The following is a 19,489-nucleotide window of genomic DNA, read 5'->3' on the forward strand; positions in this document are numbered from 1 at the left end:
CGTCCACGAGCAACGGGACTGGCGTCCACGCGGCGCCCGCGGCCGTGCCCGCCAACGTCGTCAGTCCGGCGTGCTAGCATCCGGACAACGTTATCTCCAGTGCCTACCTGGAGGGTGCATGCGCAGGATCTGGGACTTGAGCGGCACGTGGCGGCTGGTCGGCTACTGGCCCAATGCATGGGCGGTGGCGCAGTACAGCGGGTTCGCGGCCCCGGACGAGCCCGAGCTGCCGGCGTCCGTCCCCGGCAGCGTCCGCGGCGCCCTGGTCGCCGCGGGCGTCGTCCCCGATCCACACCACGTCCTCGCGGCACGTGAGTCCGAGTGGGTCGAGCACCGGCACTGGGCGTTCACCCGCGACCTTCCCGGCGATCTCGCCGCCGAGCTGGCCGAACGGCCCGACGCCCGGGTACTGCTGCGGGCGGAGGCGCTGGACCACGCCGGAAAGATCATGGTGGACGGCCGCGAGGTGGGGGAGTGGCGCGGCTCACTGGTGCCGGTGGAGGTCGACATCACCGAGGCGGTCCGGGCCGGTGCGATGACGCTCAGTGTGCAGTTCACCGACGTTCCGGCGGAGATGGGCCTGATCGGCTGGACCAGCCGGGTCCGCGACTGGAAGGCGCGGTGCGGCTACTACTGGGACTGGACGCCGCGGCTGGTGCAGATCGGCATCGCGGGCCCGATCGCGTTGGAACTGCGCGCCGGCACCGCGCTCGAGAACGTCCTCGTCACGACGGAGTATGACGAGGCAGCAGCGAGCGGCACGGTCGTCGTCCGTGCCGGTGTGCCCGACGGCACCGCTCTGACCGTGACTGTGCGCGGCCCGGGTGTCGACGTCCGGCACGAGCTCGACGGGCCTGGCCCGCACCGCGTCGCGGTCGGCGCCGTCGGCCTCTGGCAGCTGTTGCCCGACGAGCCGCAGCCGTTCTACGAGGTGACTGTCACGGTCACCGAGTCCGGGGGCGACAGCGAGGCCCGCCGCGTCGGGTTCCGTTCGGTCCGGTGGCAGGCCGCTGATGACGCGCCCGACGGCGCCGAACCGTGGATCTGCGTGGTCAACGGGACGCCGCGGTTCCTGGGCGGTGCGAACTGGGTGCCGATCCGGCCCGACTACGCCGACCTCAGCGAGCACGACTACCGCATCCGCCTGGAGGCCTACCGCGACATGGGCGTGCGGATCCTGCGGGTGTGGGGCGGCGGCCCGCTGGAGTCGGAGACGTTCTACGACCTCTGCGATGAGCTGGGCATCCTGGTGTGGCAGGAGCTGCCGCTGTCGTCCAGCGGCCTGGACAACACGCCGCCGCGCGACGACGAGTACGTCCGGCAGGTCCGGGAGCTCGCGACGAGTTACGTCTACCGCCGCGCGCACCACCCGTCGCTGATCATGTGGGACACCGGCAACGAGCTGACCGACGAGGCGGACTACGTGTTCGACGTGCTGCCGCTCAGCGCCGACCACCCGGTCGCGGCTGCTGCGGCCGACGTGTTCGGCCGGCTCGATCCGGACCGCCGGTTCGTGGTGACCTCGCCGCTGGGTCCGTCGATGTGGGCGCTGCCGGACAAGTGGGGCGCCGGGATCCACCACGACGTGCACGGACCGTGGGATCAGTTCTCCGAGACGTTCGAGGAGTGGCAGGAGTACTGGACCGCTGACGACTCGCTGATGCGCAGCGAGGTCGGCGTCAGCGGAGCGAGCCCGATGGACGTCCTCGCCGAGTACGGCCTCACCGGGCCGTTCGAGACCGAGGAGGACCGCGTCGCGCTCGAACGGCTCTGGGCGCGGTCGGCGCCCAGGTGGCTGGTCCGGCTGAAGCTGCGCGAGGCCACCGGCTCGCTGGCCGAGGTGGTTGCGGCGAACCAGCAGCGCCAGGCCAGGTTGCTGGCGTTCGCGGCCCAGCACACGGCAGACCGGTTCCCGCGCGCCGGCGGGTTCATCGTCTGGATGGGGCACGACTGCTTCCCGGTGGCCGCCAGCCAGGCCGTCCTGGACTTTTACGGACGGCCCAAGCCGGCGGCGATCGCACTGGGGGAGGTCTTCCGCAAGGCGCCGTGACACGGCCGAGCGGCCGCCGGACGTGTCAGCCGCGCAGGCAGCACTCCCGTGCCGCCCGCGCGAGCTCGTCCGCCCGTGGTTCGCCGCCGGGAGGCGCGAGCCGGTTGGTGATGAAGCCGAAGGCCATGCCGACCTGCGGGTCGGCGAAGGCCAGCGAGCCGCCGGCGCCGTCGTGCCCGATCGCCTGGTAGCTGGCGAACGGCCGGCGAGGCAGCGGCTTCTGGAACACCACGCCGAAGCGCTGGACCAGTCCGCTGCACAGATCGGTCCCGTCGCAGTGGACCTGACCGAACTCGGCGACGGTGGCGGCGTCCAGCACGGGCGGCCGGTCCGCTCCGATGACGGCGGAGCTGTAGACGCGGGCGAGTCCGCGGGCCGACCCGACGCCGCCGAGGGCGGGCAGCCCGAGCGCGCGGGCGCGCCGCGAATGCGTCAACTCGGTGTACGCCTCGGGATCGGTGATCAGCCCCGCGATCAGGTCGGCCAGCTGCCCCTGGTCGACCGGCATCGCCCCGGCCAGGGCGGACAGATCCGGAACCGGGACCTCGACGACCCGCGGTTCGTGCTCCTCGGGCAGGCCGAGGTAGGCATCGGCGTCCACCGGCCGGCGCAGCTCCCGCTCGTAGAAGGCCTGCAGCGACTCCCCGGTCACGCGGCGGCACAGCTCGCCCATGAGCACTCCGAGCGTCGCGGCGTGATAGCCGAAGGCGGAGCCGGGCCGCCAGAGCGGGCGCTGCGCGGCCAGCCGCTCCTCCGCGTGGCCGTCGACGAGGTCCTTCCAGCTCAGCCCGCCGTCCACCTCGGGCAGCCCGGCCTGGTGGGTGAGGACGGTGCGCACGGTGATGCCCGCCTTTCCGGCCGCCGCGAACTCGGGCCAGTAGTCGGCGACCGGCCGGTCGAGCTCGAGCCGGCCGCGCTGGACGAGCAGGGCCAGGCTCAGCGCGGACAGGCCCTTGGAACTGGAGAACAGGCAGACCAGCGAGTCGCGGTCCAGCTCGGGCCCGATCCATGCGTCGACCACCGGAGCGCCGCCGACCTCGACGCACACCTGGGCCGAGAACGAGGGGTCCGCCTCGGCCTGCCGGCGCAGCGTGTCCGCGACGGCCTCGAAGCCGCGTTCCACCACCCAGTCGTCCACCAAACCCACCCACCTTCGTATACTCGGAACAGGTCGGACAACGTTATCTCAGCTCTGCCGGAGGAGCAATCACGTCCATGGCGCCCACCCCCGCTCCCGCGATGCTCGTCACGAGCCCTGGCCTGAGCCGTGGTCCGGTAGCCTCTGGAGCCATGGAGCTGGTCGTCTCGGTGGTGCGGCGATGACCGGCGCGAGCGCCGGGCGGTCGGCGTCGAGTCGAGGCCGGCCGACCATGAACGACGTCGCGCGCGAGGCGGGCGTCAGCCTGAAGACCGTCTCCCGCGCCGTCAACGGCGTGCCCACGCTCGACCCCGCGCTCGCCGAGCGCGTCTTCGCGGCCATCCGCACGCTCGGGTACCGCCGCAACGAGCTCGCCGCGACGCTGCGCTCGACCGCGTCGACCGCGACCATCGGCCTGATCATCGGCGACATGCGGAACTCGTTCTACTCGTCGGTCGCCGCCGGCACCTACGAGATCGCCCGCGAGCACGGAACGCACCTGATCACGGCCAGCGCCGAGGAACAGGTCGAGCTCGAGCAGGAGCTGGCCCTGGCGCTGTGCCAGCGGCGCGTCGACGGCCTGCTCATCTTCCCCGCGGTCGGCGACCAGAGCTACCTGCAGCCGGAGATGGACCTCGGCACGTCGGTCGTCTTCCTCGACCGGCCGGGCACCGGCGTGTCCGCCGACAGCGTGCGGCTCGACAACGTTGCCGCGGCGCACACCCTGGCGTCGATGGTGTTGGAGGAGGGACATCGCCGTGTCGGCCTCCTGCTGGACACCCTGGAGGTCCTGACCATCCGCGAACGGCTCGACGGCGTCCGGGCGGCCTTCGAGGAGGCCGGCATGACGCTGGACGACCGGCTGATCTCGACCACCGCGCACGATCCGGAGGCCGCCACCAAGGCGACCGTCGCGATGCTCGACCTCGACGACCCGCCGACGGCCTTCATCGGCAAGAACAACCGGGCGATCATCGGCATCGTCGACGCGCTGGTCACCAGGGGCGCACGGGCGCGCGTCGTCGGGTTCGACGATTTCGAGATGAGCCGTTTCCTGCCTCGCCCGGTGACACTGGCCAGCTTCGATGTCGTCGAGCTCGGCCGGCGCGGAGCGACGCGGCTGTTCGACCGCATCGCCGGCAGCGCCGGAGAGCCGACGACCGAACGGCTGCCGTTCACGATCGTGCAGCGCGGCAGCTACCGCTGACCCGCGGCGCGCCGCCATGCCAGGTCCCCGTGGGCTGCTACTGTCGCAGACAACGTTATCTCGTGCTGGGAGGCTGTCGTGCGGATCCGCTGGGACCTCTCGGGCGTGTGGCAGCTGACCGGCTGGCGGCAGTACGACTGGGAGCGGGCGATCGCGTTCGGCTCCGACGTGACGCCTGACGTGGATCCGGTCGAGGCGATGGTGCCGGGGAGCGTCCGGCGGGCGCTCGTCGCCGCGGGAGTCGTGCCCGACCCCTACCACGCCCGGCGGTCGCGCGAGTCGGAGTGGCTCGAACACCGGCACTGGACGTTCAGCCGCCCGCTGTCCGGCGACGTCGGCGCCGAGCTGGAGCGCCACCCCGCCGCCAGGGTCGTCATGAGGGCCGAGGTGCTCGACCATGCCGGCTCGGTGCTGGCCGGCGACCGCGTCGTGCGCGAGTTCGCCGGCGCGATGACGCCGGTCGAGGTCGACCTGACAGACGCTGTCCGAGCCGGGGCGACGACCCTCTCGATCGCGTTCACCGAGCCGCCGCAGGGCCTCGGCCAGATCGGCCGCACCAGCCGGATGCGCGCGTGGAAGGCCCGGTTCGGCTACGGCTGGGACTGGACGCCCCGGATGGTGCAGACCGGCATCGGCGGCCCGGTCACGCTGGAACTGCGCGACGGCACTCCTCTCACCGATCCCGTCGTCACCACCGAGTTCGACGAGCGGGACCAGGCCGGTTCGGTGACGGTGCGGGCCGACGTCGGCGCCGCGGTCCGGCTGCGGGTCGCCGTCATGGGGCCCGGCGCCGGGGTGACCACGACGGTGACCGGTCCGGGTCCGCACCGGGTGCCGGTCGGACGAGTGGAGCCCTGGCTGCTGCGCCCCGCCGGTGGGCAACCCTTCTACGACGTGACGGTGACCGTGGACGAGCCCGACGGCGACAGCGTCACGCGCCGGGTGGGGTTCCGGTCGGTGCGCTGGATGGCCGCCGACGGCGCTCCGGCGGACGCCGAGCCCTGGATCTGCGTCGTCAACGGCTCGCCCACGTTCCTGGCCGGCGTGAACTGGGTGCCGATCCGGCCCGACTACGTCGACGTCACCGAGGACGACTACCGCCTGCGGCTCGAGGCGTATCGCGATCTGGGCGTCCGCCTGCTCCGTGTCTGGGGCGGCGCGGCGCTGGAGAGCGAGCACTTCTACGACCTGTGCGACGAGCTCGGGCTGCTCGTCTGGCAGGAGCTGCCGCTGTCGTCGAGCGCGCTGGACAACACGCCGCCGAGCGACGAGCGGTTCGCCGCCGAGGTCGCCGAGATCGCCGCGAGCTACGTCCGGCGCCGCGCCCACCATCCGTCGCTGATCATGTGGGACACCGGCAACGAGCTCACCGACGAGGCCGGTCAGGTCCTCGACGTCGTGCCGTTGAGCGCGGACCATCCGGCGGCCGCTGCCGCGGCGGCAACCTTCGGCGAGCTCGACCCCGCGCGCCGGTTCGTCGTGACCTCTCCGTCCGGCCCGTCGATCTGGGGCGTGCCCGAGAACGCCGGCAAGGGCGTGCACCACGATGTCCACGGACCGTGGGAGCAGTTTGCCGAGAACGAGCAGCAATGGCGGCAGTACTGGGAGTCAGACGACGCGCTGATGCGCAGCGAGGTCGGGGTGTGCGGCGCCAGCCCGCTGGACCTGCTCGCCGAGTTCGGCCTGGTCCCGGACCAGGCGGCGGAGGCCGGCCGGGCGGGCATCGACGACCTGTGGGCGCACTCGTCCGCGTGGTGGCTGCGGCACGTCGAGCACTGGGACGGCAGCGGCACGCTCGCGGAGTGGGTGGACCGGAGTCAGCACCGTCAGGCCGACTACCTCGCCGTGGCGGCTCAGCTGACGGCCGACCGCTTCCCGGGCGTCGGCGGCTTCATCGTCTGGCTCGGGCACGACACGTTTCCCTGCGCGCTGAGCCTCTCGCTGCTCGACTTCCACGGCCGGCCCAAGCCCGCGGCCACCGCGCTCGGCAAGGTGTTCCGCGGGCTGCCCTGATCGGGTACGGTGGCCAGACAACGTTATCCCGGCCAGGTTGGAGCCTCGATGGATCTCGTCCCGCTCGACGCCAACCTGCCACCCGGCCTCCTCTATCGCGGCGGTGCGAAGATCGCGGCGTTCCGCGGGCTCGACCATCACGCCGACGACCGGCCGCAGGACTGGATCGCCTCGACGGTCGCGGCGTCCGGCGGGACGTCGGCCGGTCTCACCATGCTGGCGCCGGGCCGGTCGCTGGCCGACGAGATCGCCGCGGACCCCGCCGGCTGGCTCGGCGCCGAGCACGTCGAGCGCGCGGGCGCCGACCCGAAGCTGCTGGTGAAGCTGCTGGACGCCGGCCAGCGACTGCCCGTGCACGTCCACCCGGACGACGCGTTCGCCAGGGACGTCATCGGCCGGCCGTGCGGCAAGACCGAGGCGTGGTTCATGCTGGAACCAGGGACGGTCCACGTCGGCTTCAGCCGGCCGGTCGAGGCGGCGGAGCTGGCCGCCTGGGTCGAGGCCCAGGACGTCGAGGCGATGCTCGGCGCGCTGAACCAGGTGAAGGTGCCGGCCGGTGCGACCGTCGTCGTGCCGGCCGGCCTGCCGCACGTCATCGGCGAGGGCGCCTTCCTCGTGGAGCTCCAGCAGGCCAGCGACGTGTCGATCTTCATGGAGTGGCAGGAGTTCGCGGCCGGCGATCCCGGCGTCGGGCACCTCGGGCTCGGGTTCGACGCGGCACTGCGGGCGGTCGACCGCGACGCCTGGGACGCGCCACGGCTGGACGGTCTGATCACCCAACCCGGCGGTGACGATACGGGAGTGCGGAACGTGCTCTCCCCGGCGGCCGACCCGTTCTTCCGCCTGCAGCGCGTCGTCGCCGAGGCCGGACGCCCGTGCCGGCTGGAGGCCGGCTACAGCGTGCTCGTCGTCCTGTCCGGAACGGCCGAGTTGAGCAGCGCGTCGGGCGAGTCGGCGCAGGTGCGGGCCGGCGACACCGCCGTGGTCGCCCATCGAGCCGGGGCGCTCACCGTCGACGGCGACGTGACGCTGCTGCGGTGCCGGCCGCCGCGGCCCTGAGCCCATGGCCCACCACGAGGCGCCTCGTCACGGCCGGGACCGGGAGGACTCGCGAAGGCCGGCCGTCACGGTCCGGTTACGGATATCCGGGGTCTTGTCTCGCCGAAACCGCGCTGTTAGGGTGAGCGAGACAACGTTATCCCGGCCGTGGGCGCAAGGCTTTCCTCAGGACAGAGCGGTTCGTGGAGGACACATGCAACGTCGCACGTGGAAGTCCCTCAAACCCGCTGCCGCAGTGGTCGTCGCCGTGACGACGCTGCTGGCCGCCGGCTGCACGGGTGGCGGCGAGTCAGGCGACGACGGGAACGGCGAAGCGGCCTCGGCCGAGGCGCCGCCGCTGGTCGCCGGAGCGCCGTCCGGGCCGATCACGAACAACAACAACCCGTACGTCAACACGTCGGCCGCGACAGTTCTGGGTTACTCGAAGGTCATCTTCGAGCCGCTGGCCCAGACCAACGCGGTGGACCCGACGGCCGAGCCCACGCCGTGGCTGGCGACCGAGTGGGAGTGGGCCGGCAACTTCACCAGCCTCACCGTGACGATGCGCGACGGCGTGCAGTGGACGGACGGCGAGCCCGCCACCGCGGCCGACATCGCGTTCACGTTCGGCATGTTCAAGGACCACCCGGCGCTGAACACCCTGGCCCTGCCCGTGGCCTCGGCCACAGCCGACGGCGCGACCGCGACCATTACGTTCGCCACCTCGCAGTTCGTCAACCAGGACAAGGTGCTGCAGGCGCTGATCGTCCCCGAGCACCTGTGGAGCACATTGCCCGACCCGGCGAAGGACACCATCGAGAACCCGGTCGGCACCGGCCCGTACACGCTCACGTCGTGGACGCAGCAGGCCGTCACCGTCGACCGCAACGAGGACTACTGGGGCGGCACGCCGGCGGTGCCGCAGATCCGCTACGTCCCCTACAACGACGGCAACGCGCTGATCACGGCCCTGGGCGAGGGCGAGGTGCAATGGACCGGGGTGGCCATTCCCGATCCGGAGGCCCAGTACCTGGGCAAGGACCCCGACAACCGCATGTGGTTCCCGTCCGGCCTGCCCGCCCGCACGCTGTTCTTCAACACCGCCGAAGGGCCGTTCAGTAACGCGGCGCTGCGCCAGGCGACAGACATGGTGATCGACCGCGAGCGCATCATCGCCGAGGCGTACAACAACGAGGGCGCCGCCATCGCCAGCCCGACCGGCATCGCCGAGCCGGCCGGTGCGGAGTTCATCGCGGCGAAGTACCAGGGCGAGAAGCACGAGGTCGACGTCGAAGGTGCGCGCGAGGTGCTCACCGACGCCGGCTACACCTACGTCGACGATCAACTGCACGACCCCGACGGCGAGCCGGTGACGGTGACCCTCACCGACCCGACGGCGTTCAACCAGATGCTGACCGCGCTGCAGATCATCAGCCAGCAGCTGGCCGAGATCGGCGTGACCGCGACGGTGGAGCCGCAGGACGCCACCGCCTGGCAGACGTCGGTGGCCCAGGGCGACTTCGACGCGACGTTCAGCTGGACCGAGGTCGGCAGCACGCCGTACAGCCTGTACCGGACGTTCATGGACGGCGACGCGCTACAGCCCATCGGCACCCCGGCCACGGCCAACTTCGGGCGGTTCGACAACGCCGAAGCAGCCGAGGCGCTGCGGACCTACGCCACCACCGAGGACGAGGCGGTCCGTGCCGACGCCCTCGCCACGCTGCAGGACATCCAGGTGAGCGAGGTCCCGGCGATCCCGATGGCGGCGGCGCCGTTCGGCTCGGAGTTCAGCGTCAAGCACTACGTGGGCTGGCCGGACGAGAACGATCCGTACGCCAATCCACAGCCGCACGGCACCAACGCCGCCATGATCCTCATGAACCTCGAGCTCGCCGGTTCATGACGGAGTCCCCTGCCGCCGGTCCGGCCGCGCCGCTGCGGGCCGAGGCGCTCACCCGGGTCTACGGCTCGGGCGCGCTCGGCTCGCGGCACGCGGTCCACGCGGTCGCCGGCGTCGACCTGACACTCGGCGCCGGCGAGATCGTGGCGCTGGTGGGGGAGTCGGGGTCGGGCAAGTCGACGGTCGCTCGCCTGCTGGCCGGCCTCGAACGTCCGACGTCGGGCCGGGTGCTGCTGCACGGCGCCGAGGTGGGCACACTGCGGGGCCGGGCGTTCCGCCGGTACACCCGGCAGGTGCAGCTGATCTTCCAGGACCCGTTCGCGTCGCTGAACCCCGTCCACACGGTGCGGTACGTCCTGCGCCGGTCGTTGGCGATCCACCGTCCGCAGCTTCGAGGCGCGGCCCGCGACGACGCGGTGCGCGGCCTGCTCGAGCGCGTCCGTCTCACACCGGTGGACCGGTTCCTGCGCGCGTTCCCGCACGAGCTGTCCGGCGGCCAGCGCCAGCGCGTCGCGATCGCCCGGGCGCTCGGCGCGGAACCGGCCGTGCTGCTCGCCGACGAGCCGGTGTCGATGCTGGACGTGTCGCTCCGGCTCGGTGTCCTCGATCTGCTCCGCGACCTGCGGGACACGATGGGCATCGCGATCCTCTACATCACCCACGACATCGCGTCGGCGCGGTACTTCGCCGACCGGATCCTGGTCATGTACCAGGGGCAGGTGGTCGAGAGCGGCGACAGCGAGTCAGTGACCCAGCGGCCGGAGCATCCCTACACACGGCTGCTGATCGACTCCGCGCCCGACCCCGAGCGGGTGGTGCGCTGATGCCGTTCCTCCTCCGCCGCCTCGCGTTCTACGCGGTGACCGCGTGGGCGGCGCTCACCATCAACTTCGTCATCCCGCGGCTCATGCCCGGCGATCCGGTGCAGGCGCTCATCGCCCGGTTTCAGGCCACCGGCCAGGTGTCGCCCGAGCAGACCGAGTCGCTGCGGATCCTGTTCGGCCTGGACCAGGACGTCTCGCTGTGGACGCAGTACTGGCAGTACTGGGCGCAGGTCCTGGGCGGCGACCTGGGTCTGTCGTTCACCTACTTCCCGACGCCGGTCAGCGAGGTGATCCGGCAGACCCTGCCGTGGACGCTGATCCTCGTCGGGCTGGCGACGCTGATCAGCTTCGTCATCGGGACGTCGGCGGGCATGGTGGCCGGCTGGCGGCGCGGCTCGCTGATCGACGGGCTGTTGCCGCTGGCCACGTTCTTCGCGGCGGTCCCGTACTTCTGGCTCGGCCTCATCGCCATCGCGCTGTTCGCGGTCACGTTCCCGGTGTTCCCGACCTCGGGCGGCTACGACGTCGGGCTCACGCCGGGCTGGTCAGCGGACTTCGTCGGCTCGGCGGTGTACCACGGGATGCTGCCGGCGCTGACGATCGTCGTCAGCTCGCTCGCGCCGTGGATCCTCGGCATGCGCAACATGATGGTGACGGTCGCGAGCGAGGACTACGTCACGGTCGCGCATGCCAAGGGGCTGCCGGCGCGACGCGTGATGATGAGCTACGCCGCCCGCAACGCGATTCTGCCGAGCGTGTCCACCCTGGCACTGTCGCTGGGCTTCGTCGTCGGCGGATCGCTGGTGACCGAGATGGTCTTCAACTACCCGGGCATCGGGCTCGCGCTGTTCCAGTCCATCAACGCGCAGGACTACCCGCTGATGCAGGCGATCTTCCTCATCCTGACGCTCGCGGTGCTGGCCGCGAACCTCGTCGCCGACGTCGCGTTCGTCCTGCTCGACCCGCGCATCAGGAGGGCGACGTGACGATCCTCGGCACCGACACGGCGGTGGCCGACGCCTCGCCGGCGCCGGCCGCCGTCCGCAGCCCCCGGCGCATCGGCAGGAGGCTGCTGGCCAACGCCAAGGTCCGGATCGGCCTGACCATCGTGGCGGTGTTCTGGCTGCTGGCGATCGTCGGCGCGTGGCTGGCCCCGCATGACCCCAACGAGCTCTCGCCGGACACGCTGCAGGGTCCGTCCGCCGGCCACTGGCTGGGCACGACCACGACCGGGCAGGACATCGCCTCTCAACTGCTCGCCGGCACACGGCCGGTGATGCTGGTCGCGTTCGGGTCCGGGGCCATCGCCACCGTGATCGCGATGGTCGTGGGCGTCGCCGGCGGCTTCCTCTCCGGCTGGGCCGAAGAGGTGCTCTCCATGCTGACCAACATCTTCCTGGTGCTGCCGGCCGTGCCGCTGATGATCATCGTGGCCAGCCAGCTGCCGCAAGTGGGGTCGTGGGCCGTCGCGTTGGTCATCGCCCTGACGGGGTGGGCCTGGGGCGCGCGGATCCTGCGGGCTCAGACGCTGTCGCTGCGCGCGCGTGACTTCGTGCAGGCCGCCCGGGCGAACGGGGAGTCGACCCGCCGGATCGTCTTCTTCGAGATCATCCCCAACCTCGCGACCGTCATCGCGACGAGCTTGGTGATGACGACGCTGTTCGCGCTGCTCGCGGTGGTGACGCTGTCGTTCATCGGCGTGACCTCGCTGAGCGACTGGAACTGGGGCACCGTCCTCTACTGGGCGCAGACGCAGCAGGCATTGCAGCGCGGGCTGTGGTGGTGGTTCATTCCCCCCGGCCTGTGCATCGCGATCCTGGGCATGGCGCTGGCACTGATCAACTTCGGCATCGACGAGTACGCCAACCCGCGGTTGCGCATCGGCTCCGTGGGCGCGGCGCGGCTGCGCCGTCAGGGCATCCGCCCGCGGGTGGGCTTCACTCCGGTGCGCCGGACGGCGCCGGCGCGCGACCCGCTGGACGAGAGGAGGGCGGGGTAGGTGGTCACCGATCCGATCCTGGAGATCCGGGACCTGCGCGTGGACTACGGCTACGGCGCCGACGCGGTCACGGCGCTGTCCGGCGTGTCGCTGACGCTGCACCGGGGCGAGATCCTCGGCATCGCCGGCGAGTCCGGCTGCGGGAAGTCGACGCTGGCCTACGCGGCGACCCGGCTGCTGCCGCCGCCGGGACTCGTCACCGGCGGGGCGGTACTCCTGCACGGCGCACCGGGCACACCGCCGGTCGACCTCCTGAGCCTGCCCGACGCCGCGCTGCGGAGCCGCCGTTGGAGGGACGTCGCCGTCGTCTTCCAGGGCGCTCTGAGCTCGCTGAACCCGGTCCACCGGATCAGGACCCAGCTGACGGACGCGATCGCCGCGCACGACCCGTCGTCCACCCGCAGGTCACGGCTCGATCGCGCGCGCGAGCTGCTGGCCATGGTGAAGCTCCCGGAGGACCGGCTCTCGGCGTATCCGCACCAGCTGTCCGGCGGCATGCGGCAGCGGGTGATGATCGCCATGGCGCTGGCCCTCGAGCCGCAGGTGCTGATCCTCGACGAGCCGACGACCGCGCTCGACGTGGTCGTGCAGAAGCAGATCGTCGAACAGCTGCTGGAGCTGCGCGAGCGGCTGGGCTTCTCTGTCGTCTTCATCACCCACGACGTCTCGCTGCTCATCTCCTACGCGGACCGGATCGCGGTGATGTACGCCGGCGAGGTCGTCGAGGTCGCGGACGCCGAGAGCATCTACCGCGAGCCACGGCATCCGTACACGCACGCCCTGCTGAACTCGTTCCCGCCGCTGCAGGGTCCGCGCCGCGTGGTCACCGGCATCGGCGGCGCGCCGCCGGACCTGGCCGCGCTGCCGCCGGGCTGCCGGTTCCACCCGCGGTGCCCCTACCGGATGCCGGCCTGCGCCGAGCGGCACCCGGGGCTCGTCGCGAGCCCCTATCCCGGCGACGACGGACGCACGGTCGCCTGCCTGCTGCACGGCACGGACGACACGACGGCGGTTCCGGCCGCGCTGGCGCCCCGAACCCGGTCCCGGTCGGCATAGCCGCCGTCATCCAACGACGACGAGGAGGTCAGCACGATGCTCGGACTGATGCAGGACGTTCCCCTGACCACCACCCTGATCCTCGAGCGTGGCGAACGCTTCTTCGGCACGCGGACCGCCACGACCCGCACGGCCTCCGGCCTCGAGCGCACGACCTACGCCGCCCTCGCCGCCGAGGCCCGGCGGATCGCCGGCGCGCTCGACCAGCTCGGTGTCTCACCGGACGGGCGCGTGGCGACGTTCGCATGGAACACCGCGCGGCACGTCGCGCTCTACTTCGCGATCCCCGGAACCGGCCGCGTGCTGCACACCGGCAACATCCGGTACTTCCCCGACCAGCTGATCTACACGTTCGAGCACGCCGAGGACGAGGTCGCGTTCGTCGACCGGTCGCTGATGGGGCTGTTCGGCCAGCACCTGCCGAAGCTGAACACGCTGAAGCACGTCGTCGTGATGGACGACGGGGCACCCACCGAGCTCCCCGACGACCCGCGGATCGTCCACTACGCCGACCTGGTCGCCGGCGCGGACGAGTACGACCTGCACGACCGGATCGCCGACGAGAACACCGCGGCCGCGATCTGTTACACCAGCGGCACGACCGGCCACCCGAAGGGCGTGGTCTACTCGCATCGGTCGGCCTGGCTGCACTCCGTCGGCGGCCTGACCACCGGGGCCTTCGCGCTCACCGACGCCGACCGGGTGCTGCCGGTCGTGCCGATGTTCCACGCCAACGCCTGGGGCCTGCCCTATGCGGCGCTGATGGCGGGCGCGTCGCTCGTGCTGCCCGGGCCGGATCTGTCGCCGGGCGGGCTGCTGGAACTGATGGCGTCCGAGCGGGTCACCGTCGCCGCCGGGGTGCCCACGATCTGGATGGGCATGGTGCCGCTGCTCGACCAGCACGACCTGACCAGCCTGCGCACGGTGATCTGCGGCGGGTCGGCGGTGCCGAGATCGCTGTCCGAAGCATGGCGCGACAAGATCGGGCTGCCGATCACCCAGGCGTGGGGGATGACCGAGATGTCGCCGCTCGGCACGTTCTTCGCGCTGCGCGCCGAGGTCGCGGACCTCTCCCAGGACGACGAGGCCGACCTGCGCACCACCGTCGGCATCGCCCCGCCCGGCGTCGCCACGCGCATCGTCGACCCCGAGACGCGCCAGGAGGTGCCGTGGGACGGCGAGTCGGTCGGCGAGCTGGAGTGCCGCGGGCCCTGGCTGGCCCGTCAGTACTACCGGACGGACGAGCCGGGCGAACAGTTCACGCCGGACGGCTGGCTGCGCACCGGCGACGTCGCCACCATCTCCCCGCTCGGCTACGTCCGGCTGGTCGACCGCACCAAGGACCTGGTGAAGTCGGGCGGGGAGTGGATCAGCTCGGTGGAGCTGGAGAACGAGATCATGGGCCACCCGAGCGTCGCCGAGGCGGCCGTCATCGCGGCGCCGCACGAGAAGTGGGGCGAGCGGCCGCTGGCGTGCGTGGTGCTGAGAGCCGGCGAGGCGGCCACCGCGGAGGAGATCCGCGGCTTCCTGCGCGGCCGGGTGACCGCGTGGAAGGTGCCCGACGAGGTGGTGTTCCTCGACGCCATCCCGAAGACCAGCGTCGGCAAGTTCTCCAAGCGTGCGCTCCGTGACCAGCTCCTCGCCGGCCGGTAGCCGGTCAGTCCAGCGCCACGCTGGTGGTGGCCAGCAGGCCGCCGTCGACACGCAGCTCGGTCCCTGTGATGAAGCTGGCGCGGTCGCTGGCGAGGAACGCGATCGCCTCGGCGACCTCCCGGGGCCGGGCCACGCGACCCAGCGGGTGCATGCGTCCCCATCGGCCGAGCACCGCGTCGATCGCCTCGGGAGTGCCGTCGGAGTGCCCGGCTGCCGACGCCCTGAGCATCGGAGTGTCGACCGACCCGGGGCAGACCGCGTTGGCCCGGATGCCGTACGGCGCCTCGTCGACGGCGATCGAGCGGGCCAGGGCGTTCAGCCCGGCCTTGCTGGACGTGTACGCCGCGACCGTCGTCTGGGCGATGGTCGCCTGCACGGACGACACGAGCACGATCGCGCCGCCGCGGGTGCGCAGCCGGGGGATGGCCGCCTTGGCAGCGAGGAAGGCGCCCTTGAGGTTGGTGTCCAGCGTCCGGTCCCAGAGGCCGACGGCCGTGTCGGCGACCGCGCCGTAGGTCTGCACGCCGGCCGACGCGACCAGCACGTCGACGGTGCCGAACCACTCGGCCGCACGGGCCATCAGGTCGTGCATGTCCTGCTCCGAGGTGACGTCCGCGGCCACGCCGGCGACCCGGTGGCCGAGTGCGGCGAGCCGTTCCTCCGCGGCGTTCACCTCGCTCGGTTCGATGCCGCAGAACACGACCCGAGCGCCACGCTCGGCCAGCAGCTCGACGGCGGCCAGCCCGATGCCACTGCTGCCGCCCGTGACGACGGCGACCACGTCCTCGAACTCGGACACGCGCACTCCTTCCGACGGATCGGAGATCGCAGTCTTGCAGCGCGGGATACTTGTATGCAAGTATCCCGCGGCATGGGAGAGGGTGCGCTCGACGACGGGCGGCGGGCGGCCGTGCTGTCGCTGGTCGAACGCACCCGGCGCGGCGGCCGGGCCTCGGACCAGGTGTTCGAGCAGCTGCTCGAGGCGATCCGCGGACTGCGGTTGCTGCCGGGACAGCCGCTCAGCGAGACCGAGCTCGCCCGCGACCTGGGGGTGAGCCGCACCCCCGTCCGCGAGGCGATCGCGCGCCTGACCGATGCCGGGCTGGTCGACGTCGTGCCGCAGGTGGGCACGACTGTGGCGAAGATCCGGCTGGCGGAGGTGGAAGAGGCCCGGTTCGTCCGGGAGAGCCTGGAGATCGCGGCGATCAAAGTGGCGATGCCGCTGGCCGCCGCCGACGTGGCCGGGCTGCGGCGGCTGATCGAGGATCAACGGCATGCTCTCGACGCCGGCGACCTGGACGGCCTTTTCGAGCTGGACGAGGCGTTGCACGGGCGGATCTTCGCGCTCAGCGGCCATCCGGGCGTCTGGGCGACGGTGCGGCGCACGAAGGTCCACCTCGATCGGATGCGCCGGCTGGTGCTCCCCGACCGCGCGCTCATCTCCGAGGTCATCGCCGAGCACGCGAGCATCGTGGACGCACTCGAGTCCGGCGACGCCATCGGCGGCGAGGACCTGGTGCGTGCCCACGCCCGCCGGGTGTCCGCGCTGACCCCGGAGCTGACCCGGCGGTTCCCGGACCACTTCGCATGACGGGGCGCGCTCCGGCCGGCCCGCTGCTGACCGCGGACACGGTCGTGGGCTTCCTGCGTGACCGGGGTGTGCTCGACGGCTCACCTGCGACGGCCGGCGAGCTGGCCGGCGGCGTGTCCAGCGTCGTCCTACGCGTCGACACGTCCGCCCGCTCGGTCGTCGTCAAGCAGGCGCTTCCTCGCCTGCGGGTGCGGGCCGAGTGGTGGGCCAAGCGGGAACGGACGCTGAGCGAGGCCGCCGCCCTTGCCGTCTACCACGACCTCACACCCGGCCGTGTGCCCGAGGTCGTCGCCGTCGACGAGTCGCTGATGGCGTTGGTTCTGCAGGCCGCGCCGCCCGATGCGGCCAGCTGGAAGTCGGTCCTGCTGACCGACCCGCACGCCGTGACGGGCGACGTCCCCGAGCTTCTCGGCGAGACGCTGGGCCGCTGGCACCGGGGCACCCGTGGACGGCCGGAGCTGCTGGACCGGTTCCAGGACGACGAGGCGTTCGACCAGCTGCGGCTGACGCCGTTCCACCGTGAGGTCCAGCGTCACCATCCCGCGGTGGCGGACGCCCTCGAGGCCTGCCTCGACGACCTGACCGTGAGGCGCGACTGTCTCGTCCATGGCGACTTCTCGCCCAAGAACGTCCTGGTCGGCGGGGACCTGTGCTGGATCGTCGACGCCGAGGTCGCCAAGGCCGGCGCTCCGGCGTTCGACGTCGCGTTCATGACTGCTCACCTGATGCTGAAGTCCGTCCTCGCGTCCCGGCCGCGGGTGTTCCGTGCCGCGGCCGGCCGGTTCGCCGCCGCGTATCAGGCGGAGGCGGGTGCCGAGGCGGCGCTGCCGCTGCTGGGCTGGCACGTCGCCGCCTTGCTGCTGGCGCGGGTGGACGGCAGATCACCCGTCGACTATCTGACCGCGGCCCGGCTCGACCAGGTCCGCCGGGCGGCGCTGCGCGTGCTGCGCGGCACCGACCCATCGACGGCGGACGTGTGGGACGCACTGGAGGAGCGATGACGCGGATCGATCAGGTCGTGGCCTGGGAGGCCCTGGACTCGCGCGGCCGGCCGACCGTCGCCTGCCGGGTGACGGTGTCCGGCGGCTCGTCCGGACGGGCGGTCGTCCCCTCCGGCGCGTCGACGGGGTCGTACGAGGCGGTCGAGCTGCGCGACGGCGGCCACCGGTACGGCGGCAAGGGCGTGCGCCGCGCGGTCGAGCAGGTGAACACGGTGCTGGCCGACGCGGTGCGCGGGCTCGACACGGCCGAGCCGGACGCCGTCGACCTGCTCCTCGAGGAGCTCGACGGCAGCAGCCGCTACGCGCGCCTGGGCGGCAACGCGGTGCTCGCGGTGTCGGTCGCGGCCGCCCGGGCGGGCGCGACGGCCGCGGGCATGTCGTTGGCACGCTGGCTGCACGGGCCGGGCGCGCTGCCGCTGCCGATGCCGATGATCAATGTCATCTCCGGCGGCGCGCACGCGGGACGGGCGATCGACGTCCAGGACCTGCTCGTCATCCCCCTCGGCGCGGCCGGCTTCACCGAGGCGCTGGAGTGGTGCGCCCGGGTCCGGGAAGAGGCGCGGCGGCTGGCGCTGGCCGCCGGGCACGGCGCCGCCGTGCTGGTCGCCGACGAGGGCGGGCTGGGCGTGCCGCTCGGCGGCAATGCCGAGGCCCTCGACCTGCTCGTGCGCGCGATCGAGTCCGCCGGGTTCACGCCGGGGACCGACGTCGCGGTGGCGATCGACGTGGCGGCCAACCAACTGTGGACGGGCGACGGCTACGAGCTGGGCTCGGAGGGGCGCACGCTGGCGACCGCGGAGCTCGTCGACGAGATCGCCGGCTGGGTCGCGCGGCACCCCGTCGTGTCCGTCGAGGACCCGCTGCACGAGGACGACTGGGACGGCTGGGCCGCGGGCACGCGGCGTCTGGCGGGCGTCCAGGTGATCGGCGACGATCTGTTCGCGACCGATCCGTCCCGGCTGGCCGAGGGCGTGCGACGGGGCGCGGCCAACGCCGTCCTGGTGAAGGTCAACCAGAACGGCACCCTGCGCGGCGCCCGCGGCGTGCTCGACGACGCGCAGCGCGCCGGGTGGGCGACGGTGGTCTCGGCCAGATCGGGCGACACCGAGGACGACTGGCTGGCCGACCTCGCGGTGGGCTGGCGGGCGGGCCAGATCAAGGTCGGCTCCGTGCACCGGTCCGAGCGCTGCGCGAAGTGGAACCGGCTGCTCGAGCTCGAGGCGACCGAGGACACCACGTTCACCAACCCCTGGCGGGAGGCGGCGGTATGAACAGGTTCGACGGGCGCACGGTGGTCGTCACCGGTGCGGCGTCCGGGATCGGGTTCGAGATGGCCCGCCTGTTCGCCGAGGAGGGCGCCGTCGTGTACGCCGCGGACCGCGCGGACGGCGTTCGCCCGGCGGGGACGCGTGCGGTGCGGCTGGACGTCGTCGAGGAGCCCGCCGTGCGGGAGCTCATGGAGCGCGTGGTGGCCGAGACCGGCCGGTTGGACGTGCTGTGCAACAACGCCGGCATCGGGTCCACCGCTGACCCGGTCTCGTGCACGGCTGAGGAGTGGCGGCGGGTGTTCGACGTCAACGCGCTCGGCGTGTTCCTGTGCACCAAGTACGCACTGCCGTCGATGCTGGCCGCCGGGCGCGGGTCGATCGTCAACACCGCGTCGGCGGCGGCCTCGGCCGGCCTGAAGGACCGGGCCGCGTACTGCGCGAGCAAGGGCGCCGTCGTGTCGTTCACCCGCGCGGTCGCGGTGCAGTACGCCGGCACCGGGGTGCGCTGCAACAGCCTGTCGCCCGGCACCGTCGACTCGCCCTGGGTGGGCCGGCTGCTGGCGGCCGCCGACGACGCCGACGCGGCGCGGGCTCGGCTGGTCGCCCGTCAGCCGATGGGCCGCCTGGGCGATCCTACGGAGATCGCGAAGGCCGCGCTGTATCTCGCGTCCGACGACGCCGACTTCGTCACAGGCACCGACCTGGTCGTCGACGGCGGCCTGCTGGCCGGCTAGGGAGGGACGGGGTG

At 72.4% G+C, this 19,489-nt stretch carries 15 protein-coding genes and 1 pseudogene; 14 read left to right on the forward strand and 2 right to left on the reverse strand.

The window, feature by feature from the left end:
- Window positions 1-136 precede the first annotated feature (136 nt).
- Window positions 137-2,050, forward strand: coding sequence for a glycosyl hydrolase 2 galactose-binding domain-containing protein (locus C1I92_RS01865; protein ID WP_111252955.1), 1,914 nt, complete (start codon window positions 137-139; stop codon window positions 2,048-2,050).
- Window positions 2,051-2,075: 25 nt separating this feature from the next.
- Here the strand turns inward: C1I92_RS01865 and C1I92_RS01870 are convergent, their stop codons facing one another.
- The gene (locus C1I92_RS01870) at window positions 2,076-3,188 is read right to left on the reverse strand and encodes a serine hydrolase domain-containing protein (RefSeq protein WP_158563906.1); all 1,113 of its coding nucleotides are present in this window, start codon (window positions 3,186-3,188) and stop codon (window positions 2,076-2,078) included.
- A gap of 181 nt (window positions 3,189-3,369) precedes the next feature.
- Here C1I92_RS01870 and C1I92_RS01875 point away from each other — a divergent pair, with 181 nt between their 5' ends.
- The 9 genes and pseudogenes from C1I92_RS01875 to C1I92_RS01915 all read left to right on the forward strand — a co-directional run bounded on the left by C1I92_RS01875 (window position 3,370) and on the right by C1I92_RS01915 (window position 14,881).
- Window positions 3,370-4,395 carry a LacI family DNA-binding transcriptional regulator gene (locus C1I92_RS01875; RefSeq protein ID WP_111252957.1) on the forward strand — a complete coding sequence of 342 codons (1,026 nt, stop codon included), beginning with the start codon at window positions 3,370-3,372 and terminating at the stop codon, window positions 4,393-4,395.
- Between the two features lie 78 nt (window positions 4,396-4,473).
- On the forward strand, window positions 4,474-6,408 hold the full coding sequence (locus C1I92_RS01880) for a glycosyl hydrolase 2 galactose-binding domain-containing protein (RefSeq protein WP_111252958.1): 1,935 nt from the start codon (window positions 4,474-4,476) through the stop codon (window positions 6,406-6,408).
- 48 nt (window positions 6,409-6,456) lie between these two features.
- Window positions 6,457-7,467 carry a class I mannose-6-phosphate isomerase gene (locus tag C1I92_RS01885; protein WP_111252959.1) on the forward strand — a complete coding sequence of 337 codons (1,011 nt, stop codon included), beginning with the start codon at window positions 6,457-6,459 and terminating at the stop codon, window positions 7,465-7,467.
- Window positions 7,468-7,660: 193 nt separating this feature from the next.
- Window positions 7,661-9,352, forward strand: a complete 1,692-nt coding sequence (locus tag C1I92_RS01890; RefSeq protein ID WP_158563909.1) for an ABC transporter substrate-binding protein — start codon at window positions 7,661-7,663, stop codon at window positions 9,350-9,352.
- A pseudogene (locus C1I92_RS01895) lies at window positions 9,349-10,164 on the forward strand (ABC transporter ATP-binding protein); the annotation flags it as partial. The gene C1I92_RS01890 and the pseudogene C1I92_RS01895, both read left to right, overlap by 4 nt.
- A gap of 8 nt (window positions 10,165-10,172) precedes the next feature.
- The gene (locus C1I92_RS01900; RefSeq protein ID WP_111252962.1) at window positions 10,173-11,159 is read left to right on the forward strand and encodes an ABC transporter permease; all 987 of its coding nucleotides are present in this window, start codon (window positions 10,173-10,175) and stop codon (window positions 11,157-11,159) included.
- Window positions 11,156-12,172: an ABC transporter permease gene (locus C1I92_RS01905; protein WP_111252963.1), complete on the forward strand. Its 1,017-nt coding sequence runs from the start codon at window positions 11,156-11,158 to the stop codon at window positions 12,170-12,172. The genes C1I92_RS01900 and C1I92_RS01905 overlap by 4 nt, the downstream gene beginning before the upstream one ends.
- The gene (locus tag C1I92_RS01910) at window positions 12,173-13,228 is read left to right on the forward strand and encodes an ABC transporter ATP-binding protein (RefSeq protein WP_111252964.1); all 1,056 of its coding nucleotides are present in this window, start codon (window positions 12,173-12,175) and stop codon (window positions 13,226-13,228) included.
- 48 nt (window positions 13,229-13,276) lie between these two features.
- Window positions 13,277-14,881 (forward strand): long-chain fatty acid--CoA ligase, encoded by a 1,605-nt coding sequence (locus C1I92_RS01915; protein WP_199520861.1) that lies wholly within the window; start codon window positions 13,277-13,279, stop codon window positions 14,879-14,881.
- Between the two features lie 4 nt (window positions 14,882-14,885).
- Here the strand turns inward: C1I92_RS01915 and C1I92_RS01920 are convergent, their stop codons facing one another.
- The gene (locus tag C1I92_RS01920; protein ID WP_111252966.1) at window positions 14,886-15,680 is read right to left on the reverse strand and encodes an SDR family NAD(P)-dependent oxidoreductase; all 795 of its coding nucleotides are present in this window, start codon (window positions 15,678-15,680) and stop codon (window positions 14,886-14,888) included.
- A gap of 72 nt (window positions 15,681-15,752) precedes the next feature.
- Here C1I92_RS01920 and C1I92_RS01925 point away from each other — a divergent pair, with 72 nt between their 5' ends.
- From C1I92_RS01925 to C1I92_RS01940, 4 genes are read left to right on the forward strand one after another with little or no spacing between them, the layout of a single operon-like run.
- A complete protein-coding gene (locus tag C1I92_RS01925) occupies window positions 15,753-16,472 on the forward strand; it encodes a GntR family transcriptional regulator (protein WP_111252967.1) in 720 nt (239 codons plus the stop codon).
- Complete coding sequence (locus C1I92_RS01930; RefSeq protein ID WP_111252968.1) at window positions 16,469-17,473, forward strand: phosphotransferase; 1,005 nt, start codon at window positions 16,469-16,471, stop codon at window positions 17,471-17,473. Before C1I92_RS01925 ends, C1I92_RS01930 begins: the two co-directional genes overlap by 4 nt.
- Window positions 17,470-18,744 (forward strand): phosphopyruvate hydratase, encoded by a 1,275-nt coding sequence (gene eno, locus C1I92_RS01935; RefSeq protein ID WP_111252969.1) that lies wholly within the window; start codon window positions 17,470-17,472, stop codon window positions 18,742-18,744. The genes C1I92_RS01930 and eno overlap by 4 nt, the downstream gene beginning before the upstream one ends.
- Window positions 18,741-19,475: an SDR family NAD(P)-dependent oxidoreductase gene (locus C1I92_RS01940; protein WP_111252970.1), complete on the forward strand. Its 735-nt coding sequence runs from the start codon at window positions 18,741-18,743 to the stop codon at window positions 19,473-19,475. The genes eno and C1I92_RS01940 overlap by 4 nt, the downstream gene beginning before the upstream one ends.
- The last annotated feature ends 14 nt before the right edge of the window (window positions 19,476-19,489 follow it).

Source organism: Jiangella anatolica (genome assembly GCF_003236295.1).
Taxonomy (GTDB): Bacteria; Actinomycetota; Actinomycetes; order Jiangellales; family Jiangellaceae; genus Jiangella; species Jiangella anatolica.